Below are 17,573 nucleotides of genomic sequence, written 5' to 3'. Positions count from 1 at the left end.
GGCCAAATGTCCGGCCCGGTGGGTATTCGGTCATCGCCGAAATCAGAATTTGATGGAGAACGTCATGAGTGCATCAGAAAGCGTCGGCCCGCAGGCCTTGCCGGCCTTGCAAGAGCAGGTCGAACAAATCGTCGCCGAAGCCAAGCGTCAGGGGGCCAGTGCCTGTGAAGTGGCTGTGTCGCTGGAGCAGGGCCTGTCGACTTCGGTCCGTCAGCGCGAAGTGGAAACTGTCGAATTCAACCGCGACCAGGGTTTTGGCATCACTCTGTACGTTGGGCACCGCAAAGGCTCGGCGAGCACCTCCGCCAGCGGCCCGGACGCGATCCGCGAAACCGTCGCCGCAGCCCTGGCAATCGCCAAACACACCTCCGAAGACGAAGCCTCAGGCCTTGCCGATGCCGCGCTGATGGCCAAGGATCTGCCGGATTTCGACTTGTTTCATCCGTGGGACATCACCCCGGAGCAAGCCATCGAGCGGGCGCTGATTTGCGAAGCGGCCGCTTTTGATGCCGATCCGCGTATCAAGAACGCCGATGGCACGACGCTGAATGTCCATCAAGGCTGCCGCGTCTATGGCAACAGCCATGGTTTCATTGGTGGTTATGCCTCGACCCGTCACAGCCTGAGCTGCGTGATGATTGCCGAGGGTGACGGCCAAATGCAGCGCGACTACTGGTACGACGTCAATCGCCGTGGCGAACTGCTGATGGACGCCAAGCTGATCGGCCAGAAAGCCGCGCAACGGGCTGCCAGCCGTTTGGGCGCGCGTCCGGTGCCGACTTGTGAGGTGCCGGTGTTGTTTTCTGCTGAGTTGGCGGGTGGTTTGTTCGGCAGCTTCCTCGGGGCGATTTCCGGCGGCAACCTGTACCGCAAGTCCTCGTTCCTGGAAGGCGCCATCGGTCAGCGGTTGTTCCCAGAGTGGATGACCATCGACGAGCGTCCGCATTTGATTGGGGCGATGGGCAGTTCGGCGTTCGACGGTGACGGCCTGGCGACGTATGCCAAACCGTTCGTGGAGAATGGCGAACTGGTGTCCTACATCCTCAGCACCTATTCAGGACGCAAGCTCGGCTTGCCGAGCACGGCGAACTCAGGGGGCGTACACAACCTGTTTGTCACCCACGGCACCGAAGATCAGGCGGCGTTGATTCGGCGGATGGGGCGCGGTCTGTTGGTTACCGAGCTGATGGGCAGCGGCTTGAACATGGTCACAGGCGACTATTCCCGTGGTGCGGCGGGATTTTGGGTCGAGAATGGCGAAATACAATTCGCGGTCCAGGAAGTGACCATCGCTGGCAACATGAAGGATATGTTCAAGCAAATCATTGCCGTCGGCAGCGACCTGGAAATGCGCAGTAACATTCGCACCGGGTCGGTATTGATCGAGAAAATGACGGTCGCAGGGAGCTGATTCATCCAGCTTTGATGCCGTAACCAAGGCTTGCCATCGATTACCGGTGTGCAGGCCTTTTTGTTGACCGCAGAATTCTGTAGATGCTCTTTTCCTGGTCAAGCTTTCGGTAGGTGTTTTTTGCTGAAAAGCGTGGCCGTATCCAATGCTTCACCGCTGCGGATGGCGTATGTCTTCAATGTGGCGGGTGAACAGCTATAGGAGCGCGGCTTGTCCCGCGATCTGGCGCGCAGCGGCAGTAAACCCGGTGTGCGCGGTTTGCCTGTCGCACTGCGCGCGCAAGTTTACGACGGGTTCCCCGCCGGTCGCGGGACAAGCCCTGCTCCTACGAGCTGTCATCGCAAATGCTTTATGGGGGGGGCAGGGCCAGAACGCCCAAGGAGCGAACTTGTTCGCGAAGCATTGCGCCTGATACACCGCGTCCATCTCTCGCCAACAAGTTGGCTCCTACAGACTCTGATCGCGTTTCGGGCCGTTACGGTTTTGTTGTCGGGGTTGTTTTGATTCTCAAACTCATTTAATAATGAATATCATTTATTGAAAGAGTCGGGTCATGGGTCCTGTCCTGCACGAGTTGCCTTATCTGGATAACTGGCGTGGTTTGAGTCTTCGGATTCGCTGTGCGCTCGATCCCGATGAACCCCGGGTGATCGAACATTACTTGGCAGAAGGTCGCTACCTCGCGCGGTTCACGGCCACGCCACACTCGCTGATCGTCGAAAGCACCTTTCGCCTGTTGCTCGATACCGCACGTGATACCGCGCTGCCCTGGCATTGGCGTTGCCTGTGTCTGGATCAGGCGTGGCGACCACTGCACGACATGCAGGGCCTGGCTCATTCCCCACTGCAACGCCAACGCTGGCAGGCCTTCGCCCATCAATTGGCGACCTGTGTCCTGCAGCCTTCGATTTCTCTCGTTGAACTGATGCAAGGATCTTCCGATGAGCACTACCCGTATTGAACGCGACAGCATGGGCGAGTTGCAGGTCCCGACCGAGGCCCTGTACGGCGCGCAGACCCAGCGTGCGGTGAATAACTTCCCCATCAGCCACTTGCGTATGCCGGCCCAATTCATCAGGGCATTGCTGTTGGCCAAAGCGGCGGCCGCTCAGGCCAACCTTGAGCTCAAGCAGATCACCGAAGGCCAGAGCAAGGCCATTGTCACCGTGTGTAAAGAGCTGTTGGCGGGCGATTACATGGTGCATTTCCCTGTGGACGTGTACCAGACAGGTTCTGGCACCAGCACCAACATGAACGCCAACGAAGTGATCGCGACCTTGGCCAGCCGTGTGCTCGGCGAACCAGTCAATGCCAACGATCACGTCAACTGCGGCCAGAGCAGCAACGACATCATCCCGACCACCATCCACGTCAGCGCCGCGCTGGTCATGCACGAGCAATTGCTGCCAGCCTTGGCGCATTTGATCAAGACCATCGAGCATAAGGCCGAACAGGTTCATCCCTTCATCAAGACCGGTCGTACGCACCTGATGGATGCTATGCCGGTGCGCATGAGCCAAGTCCTGAACGGTTGGGCGCAGCAGATTCGCGCCAACGTCCAACATCTGGAAAACCTGCTGCCGAGCCTGCAAGCACTGGCGCAAGGCGGCACAGCGGTAGGCACGGGCATCAATGCGCACCCGGAATTCGCCTCGCGGTTCGCTGGGCACTTGAGTCGTTTGAGCAATATAGGCTTTGTTCCGGGCAAAGACCTGTTCGCCCTGATCAGCTCGCAAGACACCGCAGTGGCGGTTTCCGGGCAAATGAAAGGCACTGCCGTGTCGCTGATGAAAATCGCCAATGACCTGCGCTGGATGAACTCCGGCCCGTTGGCAGGTCTGGGTGAAATTGAACTTCAAGCGCTGCAGCCTGGCTCCTCGATCATGCCGGGCAAGGTCAATCCGGTAATTCCGGAAGCCACTGCGATGGTGGCCGCACAGGTCATCGGCAACGACGCGACCATCACCATTGCGGGCCAATCGGGCAACTTCGAGCTCAATGTGATGCTGCCGATCATCGCTCACAACCTGCTGGAGAGCATCGAGCTGTTGGCCAACGCCAGCCGTGTCCTGGCAGACAAGGCCATCGCCAGCTTCAAAGTCAACGAAGCCAAGCTCAAGGAGGCGTTGTCGCGCAATCCGATTCTGGTGACGGCACTCAACCCGATCATCGGTTATCAGAAAGCCGCTGAGATCGCCAAGACCGCCTACCGCGAAGGTCGCCCGATTATCGACGTCGCCCTCGAACACACGGATTTGCAGCGCGCTCAACTGGAAACCCTGCTCAATCCGGAAAAACTCACTGCCGGCGGACTTTGATCGCCGCTGTCATCGCCTCTGGAGGCACGCTATGGAGCACTGGAAACGCACGATCCTGAAAGGCAACAGCTGCTTCAACGCCGGTGATCTGATCGACGCGCGCGAGCTTTACCTGCAAGCGCTGGCGTTGGCTCAGGTACTTCTGGAGCGCTGGAGCGTGCCCGACGAAGCGGTGGCAGCTTTCGTTATTTCTCACCACAACCTGGCTGATTTGCACTTGGCCCTCAAGCAGCCGGAGGAGAGCGCCGAGTACTTGTGCGCGGCCCACCAGCGCTTGCTGAACATGATTCAGACCCCGCGCCTGACACCGGCGTTGCGTCAGGCAGCCTTCAGTCACAGTCATAAAACCTACGCCGAGCTGTTGGGATTCATCAACGAGCATGGCGAATACCCTCGCACCCATCGTCTGCTCAACAGCAGTGGCGAGCACTCGCGTTCAGCGCTTGCAAAAAACGCCACCACTGCGGGCAGCCTTTCTTTCGGAGTTCATTGATATGCCATTTACCTTGCCTGCATTGCCTTACGCCTACGACGCCCTGGAACCGCACATCGATGCGCAAACCATGGAAATCCACTACACCAAGCACCATCAGACCTACATCAATAACCTCAACGCGGCCGTCGAAGGCACCGAGTACGCCGAATGGCCCATCGAAAAGCTGGTAGCCAGCGTTAAGCAGCTACCGGAGAAATTGCGCCCGGCGGTAATCAACCAGGGCGGCGGGCACGCTAATCACTCGCTATTCTGGGAAGTCATGAGCCCGAAAGGCGGTGGTCTGCCGACAGGCACATTGGCCAAGGCCATCGACGATCAACTGGGCGGTTTCGACAGCTTTAAGGACGCATTCACCAAGGCCGCATTGACTCGCTTTGGCAGTGGTTGGGCCTGGTTGAGCGTTACGCCCGAGAAGAAACTGGTTGTCGAAAGCAGTGGCAACCAAGACAGCCCGTTGATGAATGGCAATACGCCGATCCTCGGTCTGGATGTCTGGGAGCACGCGTACTACTTGCGTTATCAGAACCGTCGTCCCGAATACATCAGCGCGTTCTACAACGTCATCAACTGGGCTGAAGTCGCCAGGCGTTATCAGGCCGCATTGGTCTGATACCTATAACAACAAGAAGTAAGGCGGGTTATGCGTTCGGAAATACTTACGATCAGCAGTGGGCGGTTGTTTCGTCTGGCTTTGGGTTCAATTCTGGTACTGGCCGGTACGGGATTACTGATTGCTCAGGGCTTGTCGTGGTTGAGTCTGGAGCCACGGATGCTGCGCGCGCTGGAAGGCGGGGCGATCTGTGCGTTGGGCACGGCGCTGGGAGCGGTGCCGGTGTTGGTGATTCGCGGCATGCCGGTCGCGGTATCCGACGGCCTGCTGGGCTTTGGTGCTGGCATCATGCTTGCGGCCACCGCGTTCTCGCTGATCGTGCCGGGCCTGAGCGCCGCTGAAGGCCTGGGGTTTTCGCCCTGGGGTGCGGGCGGGTTGATCAGCTTCGGTATTTTGCTGGGCGCCGTCGGACTGTTTGTTGTGGATAACCTGGTGTCGCGGGACACGAGCCTACCTCCATCACTGGAGCATCCGGCAATTGCGTCCAACATCTGGTTGTTCGTCATCGCGATCATCGCTCACAACATCCCCGAAGGCATGGCGGTCGGGGTGTCGGCGGGCGGCGGTCTGGCTCACGCCGACAGCCTGGCGATGGGCATTGCCATTCAGGACGTCCCCGAGGGCCTGGTGATCGCTCTGGTACTGGCGGGCGCCGGGATGTCACGCTTGAAGGCGTTCTTGATTGGCGCTGCGTCAGGTTTGGTCGAGCCCGTATTTGCGGTGCTCTGCGCCTGGCTGGTGGCGGTCGCCGAGCTGTTGCTGCCGATAGGCCTGGCGCTGGCTGCCGGGGCGATGTTGCTGGTGGTCACGCATGAAATCATTCCAGAGTCGCGGCGCAACGGTCACGACCGCATCGCAAGCCTGGGGCTGGTTGCTGGCTTCTGCGTGATGATGGTGATGGATACGGCGTTGGGTTGAACCGTTGTGGAGCTTGCTTGCCCGTGATTGCGCTGGTCTGATCTGCAGTCATCGACTGACATATCGCCAGTGCGGATAAATATTAGATAGGTCATTTATTGAACAGATAATAAATGACCTATCTAAACAGCCGAGCGGCGGCCCGACCGCTCGCCAAGACGCCAGTTAATCTTTTATCAATCATCGAAACTGACCGTAAACGCAGCGCGGTGTCGGGTATTCATGGTGAGTGTTTGTTCAATGTAACCATTCAGTGACCATTACGCGTCCCTTCGTTACCGTCCGCTCTTGCCCCTTGGTTAGAATCCATGCAGCGCAAGCACCAAGACTTGCTCAGGCATAACAAAAAGAAAGGTCAACTAGATGAATTCAATCACCCGTCTCGCTGCACTCATTTCCCTCGCCTCGTTGTTCCCTCTGAGCGCCATCGCTGCCGAATCCAAAGGTACTGTCGAAGTTGTCCATTGGTGGACGTCCGGCGGTGAAAAAGCAGCTGTTGATGTGCTCAAGGCACAAGTCGAAAAAGATGGTTTTACCTGGAAAGACGGCGCTGTCGCCGGTGGTGGTGGCTCCACCGCGATGACCGTGCTCAAGAGCCGTGCTGTATCGGGTAACCCGCCTGGTGTTGCACAGATCAAAGGCCCGGACATTCAAGAATGGGCACAGACCGGCCTGCTCGACACCGGCGCCCTCAAAGACGTCTCCAAAGAAGAGAAGTGGGACAGTCTGCTGGACAAGAAAGTCTCCGACACCGTGAAGTACGAAGGCAACTATGTAGCCGTGCCGGTGAACATCCATCGGGTTAACTGGCTGTGGATCAACCCGCAAGTTTTCAAGAAAGCCGGCATCGACAAAGCGCCTACCACCCTTGAGGAATTCTACGCCGCAGGCGACAAGCTCAAGGCCGCAGGCTTTATTGCCCTGGCCCATGGTGGTCAACCTTGGCAGGACAGCACTGTCTTCGAAGATGTCGTGTTGTCGGTCATGGGCTCTGATGGCTACAAAAAGGCTTTTGTCGATCTGGATGATAAAACCCTGACCGGTTCGGACATGGTCAAGGTTTTCACTGAACTGAAGAAAGTTGCGACCTACATGGACCCTAATCGGGCCGGTCGTGACTGGAACCTGGCCGCAGCCGACGTCATCAGCGGCAAGGCCGGTATGCAGCTGATGGGCGACTGGGCCAAGAGCGAATGGACCGCCGCCAAGAAGATCGCTGGCAAGGACTATCAGTGTGTAGCGTTCCCCGGTACTGACCGTTCCTTCACCTACAACATCGATTCTCTCGCTGTGTTCAAGGGCAAGGACAACGCCAAGAACGGCACCACTGCCGCGCAGCAGGATCTGGCGAAAGTCACCCTGGGCGAAGACTTCCAGAAAGTCTTCAGCATCAACAAAGGCTCGATCCCTGTGCGCAACGACATGTTGAGCAACATGGACAAGTACGGCTTCGACTCTTGTGCGCAGACAGCTGCCAAGGATTTCCTGGCGGATGCCAAGACTACCGGTCTGCAACCAAGCATGGCGCACAACATGGCGACCACGCTGGCAGTGCAGGGCGCGATCTTCGATGTGGTGACCAACTACATCAACGACCCCAAAGCCGATCCTGAAACCGCCGCCAAGCAACTGGGCAAGGCCATCACCTCGGCCAAGTAACCTCAATGACCCGCCGCTGGTTCGCCAGCGGTAACCCCAGCCGCAGTTCGTGCTGATGAAGCCTGAGTCTGGTTTCAAGTGCGCCTGTGGTCTGGAAACGATGTTTTGAATGTGGATTTTTCGATGAGCTCTGTCGCTGTCTTCAGCAAAGCCTCGCCGTTCGATGCGCTGCAACGCTGGCTGCCTAAATTGGTGCTGGCGCCGAGCATGTTCATCGTGCTGGTCGGTTTTTATGGCTACATCCTGTGGACGTTCGTGCTGTCGTTCACCACCTCGACCTTCCTGCCCACATACAAGTGGGCAGGCCTGGCGCAATACATGCGTCTGTACGAGAGTGATCGCTGGTGGGTCGCGAGCAAAAACCTCGCAGTGTTTGGCGGCATGTTCATTGGCATCAGCCTGGTCGTCGGCGTGACGCTGGCGGTGTTTCTGGATCAACGCATTCGCCGCGAAGGGTTCATTCGCACCATTTACCTGTACCCGATGGCGCTCTCGATGATCGTCACCGGTACCGCCTGGAAATGGCTGTTAAACCCAGGCATGGGGCTGGACAAGATGCTGCGCGACTGGGGCTGGGAGGGTTTTCGTCTCGACTGGCTGGTGGATCAGGACCGGGTGATTTATTGCCTGGTCATCGCCGCCGTCTGGCAGGCGTCCGGTTTCATCATGGCGATGTTTCTCGCCGGCCTGCGCGGGGTCGATCAATCGATCATTCGTGCAGCGCAAATCGACGGCGCAAGCATGCCGAAAATCTACTGGAAGGTCGTGTTGCCAAGCCTGCGCCCGGTGTTCTTCAGCGCGGTGATGATCCTCGCTCATATCGCGATCAAGAGCTTTGACCTGGTGGCGGCGATGACGGCGGGCGGTCCGGGTTATTCGTCTGACCTGCCTGCGATGTTCATGTATTCCTTCACGTTCAGCCGTGGCCAGATGGGCATGGGCTCGGCCAGTGCAATCCTGATGCTCGGGGCGATTCTCGCCATCCTCGTGCCTTACCTGTATTCCGAGCTGAGGACCAAGCGTCATGACTAGTCTCGTTGGCAAACAGTCGCTGAGCCTCAGCCGAATCGCAATCCATGCGGTGTTGATCATTGCCTGCGTGCTGTATCTGGTGCCGTTGGTGGTCATGTTGCTGACCAGCTTCAAGTCGCCCGAAGACATCAGCACCGGCAACCTGCTGAGCTGGCCGACTGTGGTGACCGCAATCGGCTGGGTCAAAGCTTGGGCAACGGTGGATGGCTATTTCTGGAACTCGATCAAGATCACTGTCCCGGCAGTGCTGATCTCCACGGCAATCGGCGCGCTGAACGGCTATGTGTTGTCGATGTGGCGCTTTCGTGGCTCGCAACTGTTCTTCGGGTTGTTGCTGTTCGGTTGCTTCCTGCCCTTTCAGACCGTATTGCTCCCGGCGTCTTTCACGCTCGGCAAGATGGGGCTGGCCAATACCACGACGGGGCTGGTGTTTGTCCATGTGGTCTACGGGCTGGCATTCACCACGCTGTTCTTTCGTAACTACTACGTCAGCATTCCGGAGGCGCTGGTGAAGGCTGCTCGGCTGGACGGTGCCGGGTTTTTCACCATTTTCCGCCGGATCATTCTGCCGATGTCGACACCGATCATCATGGTCTGCCTGATCTGGCAGTTCACCCAGATCTGGAACGATTTCCTGTTCGGTGTGGTGTTTTCCAGTGGCGACTCCCAGCCAATTACCGTGGCGCTGAATAACCTGGTCAACACCAGCACGGGCGCCAAGGAATACAACGTGGATATGGCTGCCGCGATGATCGCCGGTCTGCCGACCCTGCTGGTGTACATCGTTGCAGGCAAGTATTTCGTGCGCGGGCTCACGGCCGGCGCAGTCAAGGGGTAATCATGGCAACGCTCGAACTACGCAATGTAAACAAGACTTATGGTGTCGGCCTGCCGGAGACCCTGAAGAACATCGAGCTGCAAATCAATGACGGTGAGTTTTTGATTCTGGTCGGTCCGTCAGGCTGCGGGAAATCGACCCTGATGAACTGCATCGCCGGTTTGGAAAACATCACCGGCGGCGAGATTGTCATCGACAATCAGGATGTCAGCGGCATGAGCCCGAAGGATCGGGACATCGCCATGGTGTTCCAGTCCTACGCGCTGTACCCGACCATGAGTGTGCGCGAGAACATCGAGTTCGGTCTGAAGATCCGCAAGATGAGCCAGACCGCCATCGATGAGGAAGTGGCGCGGGTCGCCAAGCTGTTACAGATCGAACACCTGCTCAATCGCAAGCCGGGCCAGTTGTCCGGTGGTCAGCAACAGCGTGTGGCGATGGGCCGTGCGCTGGCGCGTCGTCCGAAGATCTACCTGTTCGACGAGCCGCTGTCCAACCTCGACGCCAAGTTGCGGGTCGAGATGCGTACCGAAATGAAACTGATGCATCAGCGTCTGAAAACCACCACGGTTTACGTCACCCACGATCAGATCGAGGCAATGACGCTGGGCGACAAAGTGGCGGTCATGAAGGACGGCATCATTCAGCAGTTCGGTACGCCAAAACAGATCTACAACGATCCGGCAAATCTGTTCGTGGCCAGCTTCATCGGTTCGCCGCCGATGAACTTCATCCCCCTGCGGCTGCAACGTAAGGAGGGCCGTCTGGTTGCACTGCTGGACAGCGGTCAGGCGCGTTGCGAACTGCCAATGAGCATGAGCGACGCGGGGTTTGAAGACCGTGAGGTGATTCTGGGCCTTCGCCCTGAACAGATCGTGCTAGCGTCCGGCGAAACCAGTGCATTGCCAGGCATTCGTGCTCAAGTGCAGGTCACCGAGCCAACGGGGCCAGACACGCTGGTGTTCGTTACGCTCAACGACAGCAAAGTCTGCTGCCGTTTGGCGCCAGATGTTGCACCGCAGGTCGGTGAGTCGCTGAACCTGCAATTGGATCCGAGCAAGGTTCTGTTATTCGACGCCAATACAGGAGAGCGTCTGGGTGTGCTGGGAAAGCAGAAAACGGCTGAACGCGTCAGCAATGTCACGCGGCTCAATCGCCACTGATCCCGACCCATTAATGTGAGACCAGGCACCTCTGACTGGCCATTTCTGCCGTAAGCCGGCCAATCAGGCACACGAAGCAAGTAGTTACACGATGTTTAAAGCTAATAACAATAAAACGAGGATTTAAGGGATGAAGACGCACCACAAAAAATCGCTTAACCAGTTCCGGCTGATCGGTGGCTTGTCTGTTTTAGGTGTGTTGAGTTGTGTGGGTACGGTTCAAGCGGTAGAGCCGTTTCACGCCAACGAGCACATGACGGGCGACTGGGGTGGTGTTCGCCAGGAGCTGTACGACAAGGGTTACGACTTCTCGCTTGAATACGTCGGTGAGATGGGCTCCAACCTTCATGGCGGTTACAACAACGACAAGACAGCCCGATACAGCGACCAGTTCGCCATCGGTATGCAGATGGATCTGGAAAAAATCCTCGGTTGGAAAGACACCGAGTTCAAGCTGGCGATCACCGAGCGTAGCGGGAATAACATTTCCAACGACCGTATCGGCGACCCGCGCGCCGGCACTCTAAGCTCTTCGCAAGAAGTCTGGGGCCGTGGTCAGACCTGGCGTCTGACTCAGATGTGGATCAAGCAGAAATACTTCGACGGCGCCCTGGATGTGAAACTGGGTCGATTCGGCGAAGGCGAGGACTTCAACAGCTTCCCATGCGATTTCCAGAACCTTTCGTCCTGTGGTTCGCAAGTGGGTAACTATGTGAACACTTGGTACAACTGGCCCGTCAGCCAGTGGGCATTGCGCGTGAAGTACAACATCACGCCAGAAGTCTTTGCCCAGATCGGTGTCTACGAGCAGAACCCCTCTTATCTGGAAACCGGCAACAGCTTCAAGCTCAGCGGCAGCGGCGCCAAAGGCACCGTGGTTCCGGTTGAAGTGGTCTGGTCGCCGAGCATCAATGCGCTGCCCGGCGAGTATCGCTTGGGTTACTACGTCAGCAGCCCGAATGCCGATGACCTTTATGAAAACGAAGACGGCCAGCCACAAGCGACTGCCGGCGGCGACTTCAAAAGCCACAAGAACAAGCACGGCTGGTGGGTCGTGGCTCAGCAGCAATTGACCAGCCACAACGGCGATGCGTCTCGGGGGCTGAGCATCTTCGCCAACGCCACTGTGCATGACAAAGCCACCAATTTCGTCGACAACTATCAGCAGGTCGGTTTCGTCTACAAAGGGCCTTTCGATGCGCGTCCAAAGGATGACATCGGTATCGGTATCGCGCGTATCCACGTCAACGATGATGCTCAGGACAACCGTCGCCTGATCAACGCCACCAACGGGATCGATGATTACGATAACCCTGGCTATCTGCCGATCCAGCAGACTGAATACAATTCCGAGATCTACTACGGCTTCCACGTCACCGATTGGCTGACTGTGCGTCCTAACCTGCAGTACATCAAGAGCCCTGGCGGTGTCGATGATGTCGACAACGCACTGGTTGCAGGTATCAAGATCCAGTCGAAGTTCTGATTCCGGCGCACGCTCCTGCGCGCTCCAAAGACGATCAAGGGTCGTGTGTGCTTTACGGGCAGCCTGGCTGCCCGTTTTTTTGGGTTGTCGGCCCTGGAGGTTTCAGGGTGTTTTTTATTGGGGATGAACAGTCCGTATCGGAGCCAACTTGTTGGCGAGGCAGATGGCTCTGTGCGTCAGCAATGGCACTTCGCGAACAAGCTCGCTGCTACAGAAAGGTTGTGTCGCTTCAAGATCACTCACATGGGGCAGCTATGGCCATCGGCGAGACAGGATTGCTTGAGCATCCCCTACAGCGCTTTTTTACATCGACTCGGCCACGGCCGACGTTTCAGTGGGAGCGGTATCAGCAGCGTGAGGTGCTGGTGATCGATCATCCTCAATGTCAGGCGGTGTTCAGCCGCCAGGGTGGGCAACTGTTGCACTTTCAGCCCCGCGACCAAAAGCCTTGGTTGTGGTGCGCGGCGCAGTGGCCGCAGGTCGGCGCCATACGCGGCGGCATTCCGGTCTGCTGGCCTTGGGTCGGACGTCATCCATGTGAGAGTGGTTGGCCTGCGCATGGTTGGGCACGTTTGCTCGACTGGAAGTTGATCGACAGTGCCGAATGCGAAGCTGGCGTAACTCTGCACTGGCGTTTGAAATTGTGGGATTGGCAAGCCGATCTGTTTGCCGAGCTGGGGGTGGGCATGGATCTGCGACTGGCGACGCTGCATGAGGACAGCCAGCCGTGCCAGTTCAGCCATGCACTGCATGCCTATTGGCGGATCAGCGATGTTGCCCATGTCGCGCTGGAAGGGTTGGATGGCGCTTACGGTTACGATGAACTGAGCCGCAGTGCCTGTGAGCAAAAAGGTGAGTTGCGGCCCGTTGGAGGTTGCCAACGTGTATTCGAGCATGCTGGCACGTTGGAGTTGCAGGACGAGGTCTGGTGCCGCCGTTTAAGCATCGACACTGGCGACAGCGCCAGCACCGTCGTCTGGCACCCCGGCAGTCGACCCTTGCTGGGCGTGGAGGCGGGTGAGGCGAGCGGGTTTGTGCGCATTGAAGCGGCATCAGCAGCGGCGGACAGTTTCAGCCTGGCGCCGGGACAGCAGGCACGGTTGAGCTTGCAGGCGCATTTGGTTCATTGATTGATCCGGGGCTTTTCCTGTAGGAGCCAACTTGTTGGCGAAGCGGCGTACCTGATACTCCGCATAAACTCCCTCGCCAACAAGTTGGCTCCTACAGTGCATTCTGACCGTGGAGCATTTGCGATGACGACTCGTAGGCGCTGGGCTTGTCCCGCGACCGGCGGGGAACCCGTCGTAAGTCTGCGCACGCGGTGTAACAGGTAGACCGCGCGCACCGGGTTTACTGCCCCTTCGCGCCATTCAGCGAAAAACACCTGCTGAAAGCTTGACGGGGAACAGAATATCTACAGAAAAACTCGCTCAATTCAACTCATCATCCACCGGATATCGGCTGGCATTGAGGCTTTCCTTGATCTTGCGCAGGTGCGGCTGGAAATCCACGCCGCGGCGCAGGGTCATGCCGGTCGCCAAAACGTCGAGCACGGTCAGTTGAATGATCCGCGAGGTCATCGGCATGTAGATATCCGTGTCTTCGGGCAGTGGGATATTCAGGCTCAAGGTACTGGCCTTCGCCAGTGGCGAATTGGCGGCTGTCAGGCCCAGTACCGAAGCGCCGTTCTCGCGAGCGATACGCGCCACCTCGACCAACTCCCGAGTGCGTCCGGTGTAGGAAATAATCACAAACAGTTCGCCGGTGTGCGCCACCGACGCCAGCATGCGCTGCATCAGCACGTCGGCATGAGCGGTCACGGCCAGATTGAAACGAAAGAACTTGTGCTGCGCGTCCAACGCCACAGGCGCCGAAGCGCCGAGGCCGAAGAAGTGGATCTGCCGCGCCTGAATCAACAGGTCCACGGCTTTACTGACCAGATTTGGATCGAGCGCCTGACAGGCGCTATCCAGTGATGCGATGGCGCTGCCGAAAATCTTGCGCGTATACGCCTCGGGATTGTCGTCCGCCTCCACGGCTCGGCTGACATATGCCGCGCCGCTGGCCAGGCTTTGCGCCAGTTGCAACTTGAGTTCGGGGTAACCGCTGACATCGAACGAGCGGCAGAAACGGTTGACCGTAGGCTCGCTGACCTTCGCCGCCTGCGCGAGCGCTGCAATGCTGAACCGTGTGGCTTGCTGAGGGTTGAGCAGAATGGCTTCGGCGACTTTGCGCTCGGCCTTGTTCAAGTCTTCAAGACGGCTCTGGATCTGTTCCAGAAGATTTCGTACACGGTCCATTGAAAGTCCTTGTGAAGCTGCAACAAGCGGATCTGCCGGCCTGTTTGCAAAAGGTGTCATGCAGGCGATGTGAAAGCCTATTGAGCGACGGCTGTCGCAGCGCTTGTATCAGGGTCTTTAGCCTGTCGCAAAGTTGGCCTATCGTACTGAGGGCCTGTGTTGATCACCACTGGAATGTAGGTTTTGAAGAAATGTTGTGGTTATTACTACATATGGCCTTGAGTAACGCCTTTAAAAAAGGTATTTGTAGTCTAACTTGATAAAAGAACCAACATTATGCTTTCGATTACGGTTGAACCATGCACTTTTGCCCTGTTTGGCGCCTTGGGTGACCTGGCAGTGCGCAAATTGTTTCCAGCGTTGTACCAGCTCGACCGAGCAGGGCTGCTGCATGCCGACACCCGAATTCTAGCTTTGGCTCGCGAAACCGGTAGCCCAGAAGATCATCTGGCTTACATCGACAAGAGCCTGCGTCGTTTTGTGCCCGATGCCCAACTTGAAGGCGAACACCTTGAGCGTTTTCAGGCACGCCTGAGTTACCTGCACGTGGATTTTCTCAAGGCCGAAGACTACGTTGCGCTGGCCGACGCAGTCGGTAACGCAGAAACCCTGATCGCTTATTTCGCCACCCCAGCATCAGTTTACGGCGCCATCTGTGAAAACCTGGCGTCTGTCGGGTTGACCGACCGTACTCGCGCGGTGTTGGAAAAGCCCATCGGCCACGACCTCGCGTCGTCGCGCAGGGTCAACGACGCCGTGGCGCAGTTCTTGCCGGAAAACCGTGTCTATCGGATCGACCATTATCTGGGCAAGGATACGGTGCAAAACCTCATTGCGCTGCGTTTTGCCAACAGCTTGTTCGAAACCCAGTGGAACCAGAACCACATTTCACACGTCGAGATTACTGTGGCGGAGAAAGTAGGGATCGAGGGCCGCTGGGGGTATTTCGATCAGGCCGGGCAGTTGCGCGACATGATCCAGAACCACCTGTTGCAGCTGCTGTGCCTGATTGCAATGGACCCTCCCAGCGACCTGTCCGCCGACAGTATCCGGGACGAAAAAGTCAAAGTGCTCAAGGCGCTGGCGCCCTTCACCCCGGAACGCCTGGCGACTCAAGTGGTTCGTGGGCAATACATCGCCGGTTACAGCGACGGCAAACCGGTTCCCGGCTATCTGGAAGAGGAGAACTCCAACACCCAGAGCGACACCGAAACATTCGTAGCCATTCGTGCCGAGATTCGCAATTGGCGCTGGTCCGGTGTGCCGTTCTATTTGCGTACAGGCAAGCGCATGCCGCAAAAGCTGTCGCAGATCGTGATTCATTTCAAAGAACCGCCGCACTACATCTTCGCCCCCGAGCAACGGTTGCAGATCAGCAACCGTTTGATCATTCGGTTGCAGCCTGACGAGGGAATCTCGCTGCAGGTAATGACCAAGGATCAGGGGCTGGATAAAGGCATGCAACTGCGCAGCAATCCGCTTCAACTGAGCTTTTCCGATGCGTACCGCAGTGCTCGGATCCCTGATGCCTATGAGCGGTTGTTGTTGGAAGTGATGCGCGGCCATCAGAACTTGTTTGTCCGCAAAGACGAAATTGAATCTGCGTGGCAATGGTGCGACCAGCTTATTGCTGGTTGGAAAAAGGCTGGCGATGCGCCCAAGCCTTATCCCGCGGGCTCTTGGGGCCCGATGAGCTCCATTGCACTGATCACGCGTGACGGGAGATCCTGGTATGGCGATATGTGAACTTGAATTTCCAGCAGGCCTGAAGGCGCTCGAATTCGACAATCCAACCCTATTGGCCGATGCACTGGCCGATCATGTGGCCGAGCTTTTGACGGCGGCCATCAACAGCAATCCCCATGGCGTTGCGACACTGGTGGTTTCGGGTGGGAAAAGCCCGGTGGCGTTCTTTCAAGCCTTGGCGCAGAAGCCAATCCAGTGGTCCAAAGTGGCGGTCAGCTTAGCTGACGAGCGCTGGGTGCCCACTGAGCACGCCGACAGCAACGCAGGCCTGGTGAAGCGCTATCTGTTTCAGGGACCTGCGGCAGAGGCGGGCTTTTTCAGCCTCTACCGTCCGACTCGAACGTTGGATGAAGCCGCCGTTGCGACCGATAACGCGCTCAAGGAGGAGATGCCCTCCATTGACGTATTGGTGCTGGGCATGGGTGATGACGGTCATACGGCGTCGCTGTTTCCCAACAGCCCGAATTTGGCCGACGCGCTGGATTTGAACAGCGATCACTTGTGTTTGCCGATGTACGCACCTACTACGCCGCATCAGCGTCTGACCATGACCCGCAAACTTCTGGCTTCGGCCAAAACGCCGATTTTGTCGATTTCCGGACAGGCCAAACTGCAAACCCTGCGCACGGCGCTGGCGGGCGATGACGTCGCCGAAATGCCGATCCGTGCCTTCCTCAACCCGTCTCTAGAGATCTACTGGTGCCCATAAGCAAAGGATCAGCCGCCATGGAAAATACCCAAGTGAAACAACCGTTCAATGACATGGCGAGCAAGATTGCCCAGATCGACGAACTCTGTGCGAAAGCGAAGATTCTGCCGGTCATCACTATTGCGCGTGAACAGGACGTGCTGCCGCTGGCCGATGCGCTGGCGGCAGGCGGCCTGAACGCGCTGGAAATTACCCTACGTTCGGAGTTTGGCCTCAAAGCCATTCGTATATTGCGTGACCAGCGTCCGGAGCTGTGTACCGGCGCTGGCACTATTCTGGATCGCCGCATGCTGGCGGCTGCCGAAGCTGCGGGTTCGCAGTTCATCGTGACCCCAGGCAGTACGCACGATCTGCTGGAGGCTGCGGTTCATAGCGAGTTGCCACTGTTGCCAGGCATCAGCAGCGCGTCGGAAATCATGATCGGTTATGCCTTGGGCTATCGTCGCTTTAAGCTGTTCCCGGCGGAAATCAGTGGCGGGGTTGGCGCAATCAAAGCGTTGGGCGGTCCGTTCCCGGAGGTGCGTTTTTGCCCCACAGGTGGTGTAAGCGCCGCGAACCTCAAGAACTACATGGCGCTGGCGAACGTGATGTGCGTCGGCGGGACCTGGATGATCGACAGCGCTTGGGTGAAAAATGGCGACTGGGGTCGTATCACCGAAGCCACAGCCCAGGCCGTTGCATTGTTTGACTGAGCTGCTGCGCTGTGTGGAGCTGATCAACCCTGGGCCTTGTTGAATCGACGCTTGCTCGTGAAAGCGATAGTCCAGGTTTGAAAGCTACCCTGCGTGCTGGTCAATTCGCCGGCACGCCTGCAACTGGACTTTATTGTCAGTGATCGCATTTCTACACGCTTTACTGCCTGATAAGTGCGGATCAAGCCAGATCGC

Annotated in this window: 16 protein-coding genes; 15 read left to right on the top strand and 1 reads right to left on the bottom strand. The window is 57.6% G+C overall.

The window, feature by feature from the left end:
* Positions 1–64 precede the first annotated feature (64 nt).
* The 12 genes from pmbA to VGC62_RS26405 all read left to right on the top strand — a co-directional run bounded on the left by pmbA (position 65) and on the right by VGC62_RS26405 (position 13,061).
* A complete protein-coding gene (pmbA, locus tag VGC62_RS26460; protein WP_331190033.1) occupies positions 65–1,411 on the top strand; it encodes a metalloprotease PmbA in 1,347 nt (448 codons plus the stop codon).
* Positions 1,412–1,964: 553 nt separating this feature from the next.
* Positions 1,965–2,372 carry a FagA protein gene (locus tag VGC62_RS26455; RefSeq protein ID WP_331190032.1) on the top strand — a complete coding sequence of 136 codons (408 nt, stop codon included), beginning with the start codon at positions 1,965–1,967 and terminating at the stop codon, positions 2,370–2,372.
* Positions 2,353–3,729: a class II fumarate hydratase gene (locus VGC62_RS26450; RefSeq protein WP_331190031.1), complete on the top strand. Its 1,377-nt coding sequence runs from the start codon at positions 2,353–2,355 to the stop codon at positions 3,727–3,729. The genes VGC62_RS26455 and VGC62_RS26450 overlap by 20 nt, the downstream gene beginning before the upstream one ends.
* A 31-nt stretch (positions 3,730–3,760) precedes the next feature.
* Positions 3,761–4,222: a hypothetical protein gene (locus tag VGC62_RS26445; protein ID WP_331190030.1), complete on the top strand. Its 462-nt coding sequence runs from the start codon at positions 3,761–3,763 to the stop codon at positions 4,220–4,222.
* A 1-nt stretch (position 4,223) separates the two neighbouring features.
* Positions 4,224–4,835 carry a superoxide dismutase gene (locus VGC62_RS26440; RefSeq protein ID WP_331190029.1) on the top strand — a complete coding sequence of 204 codons (612 nt, stop codon included), beginning with the start codon at positions 4,224–4,226 and terminating at the stop codon, positions 4,833–4,835.
* 30 nt (positions 4,836–4,865) lie between these two features.
* The gene (locus VGC62_RS26435) at positions 4,866–5,753 is read left to right on the top strand and encodes a ZIP family metal transporter (RefSeq protein WP_331190028.1); all 888 of its coding nucleotides are present in this window, start codon (positions 4,866–4,868) and stop codon (positions 5,751–5,753) included.
* Between the two features lie 363 nt (positions 5,754–6,116).
* Positions 6,117–7,412, top strand: coding sequence for an ABC transporter substrate-binding protein (locus VGC62_RS26430; RefSeq protein ID WP_331190027.1), 1,296 nt, complete (start codon positions 6,117–6,119; stop codon positions 7,410–7,412).
* Positions 7,413–7,535: 123 nt separating this feature from the next.
* On the top strand, positions 7,536–8,444 hold the full coding sequence (locus VGC62_RS26425; RefSeq protein ID WP_331190026.1) for a sugar ABC transporter permease: 909 nt from the start codon (positions 7,536–7,538) through the stop codon (positions 8,442–8,444).
* On the top strand, positions 8,437–9,282 hold the full coding sequence (locus VGC62_RS26420) for a carbohydrate ABC transporter permease (protein WP_331190025.1): 846 nt from the start codon (positions 8,437–8,439) through the stop codon (positions 9,280–9,282). The genes VGC62_RS26425 and VGC62_RS26420 overlap by 8 nt, the downstream gene beginning before the upstream one ends.
* Before the next feature lie 2 nt (positions 9,283–9,284).
* On the top strand, positions 9,285–10,445 hold the full coding sequence (locus tag VGC62_RS26415; protein ID WP_331190024.1) for a sn-glycerol-3-phosphate ABC transporter ATP-binding protein UgpC: 1,161 nt from the start codon (positions 9,285–9,287) through the stop codon (positions 10,443–10,445).
* A 130-nt stretch (positions 10,446–10,575) separates the two neighbouring features.
* A complete protein-coding gene (locus tag VGC62_RS26410; protein ID WP_331190023.1) occupies positions 10,576–11,931 on the top strand; it encodes a carbohydrate porin in 1,356 nt (451 codons plus the stop codon).
* A 254-nt stretch (positions 11,932–12,185) separates the two neighbouring features.
* On the top strand, positions 12,186–13,061 hold the full coding sequence (locus tag VGC62_RS26405; RefSeq protein ID WP_331190022.1) for a D-hexose-6-phosphate mutarotase: 876 nt from the start codon (positions 12,186–12,188) through the stop codon (positions 13,059–13,061).
* Positions 13,062–13,361: 300 nt separating this feature from the next.
* Here VGC62_RS26405 and VGC62_RS26400 read toward each other — a convergent pair whose 3' ends face one another.
* Positions 13,362–14,231 (bottom strand): MurR/RpiR family transcriptional regulator, encoded by an 870-nt coding sequence (locus VGC62_RS26400; RefSeq protein WP_331190021.1) that lies wholly within the window; start codon positions 14,229–14,231, stop codon positions 13,362–13,364.
* 276 nt (positions 14,232–14,507) lie between these two features.
* On the opposite strand from VGC62_RS26400, the gene zwf reads away from it, so the two are divergent.
* Genes zwf through VGC62_RS26385 form a run of 3 tightly spaced genes read left to right on the top strand, consistent with a single transcriptional unit; the run spans position 14,508 to position 17,378 of the window.
* On the top strand, positions 14,508–15,977 hold the full coding sequence (gene zwf, locus VGC62_RS26395; RefSeq protein WP_331190020.1) for a glucose-6-phosphate dehydrogenase: 1,470 nt from the start codon (positions 14,508–14,510) through the stop codon (positions 15,975–15,977).
* The gene (gene pgl, locus VGC62_RS26390; RefSeq protein ID WP_331190019.1) at positions 15,964–16,686 is read left to right on the top strand and encodes a 6-phosphogluconolactonase; all 723 of its coding nucleotides are present in this window, start codon (positions 15,964–15,966) and stop codon (positions 16,684–16,686) included. The genes zwf and pgl overlap by 14 nt, the downstream gene beginning before the upstream one ends.
* 17 nt (positions 16,687–16,703) lie before the next feature.
* Positions 16,704–17,378, top strand: coding sequence for a bifunctional 4-hydroxy-2-oxoglutarate aldolase/2-dehydro-3-deoxy-phosphogluconate aldolase (locus tag VGC62_RS26385; RefSeq protein ID WP_331190018.1), 675 nt, complete (start codon positions 16,704–16,706; stop codon positions 17,376–17,378).
* Positions 17,379–17,573: the final 195 nt, after the last annotated feature.

This window comes from Pseudomonas sp. (assembly GCF_036404235.1).
GTDB lineage: Bacteria > Pseudomonadota > Gammaproteobacteria > Pseudomonadales > Pseudomonadaceae > Aquipseudomonas.
The sequence above is the reverse complement of the archived record's forward strand: the minus strand, read 5'-3'. Positions and strand labels throughout refer to the sequence as shown.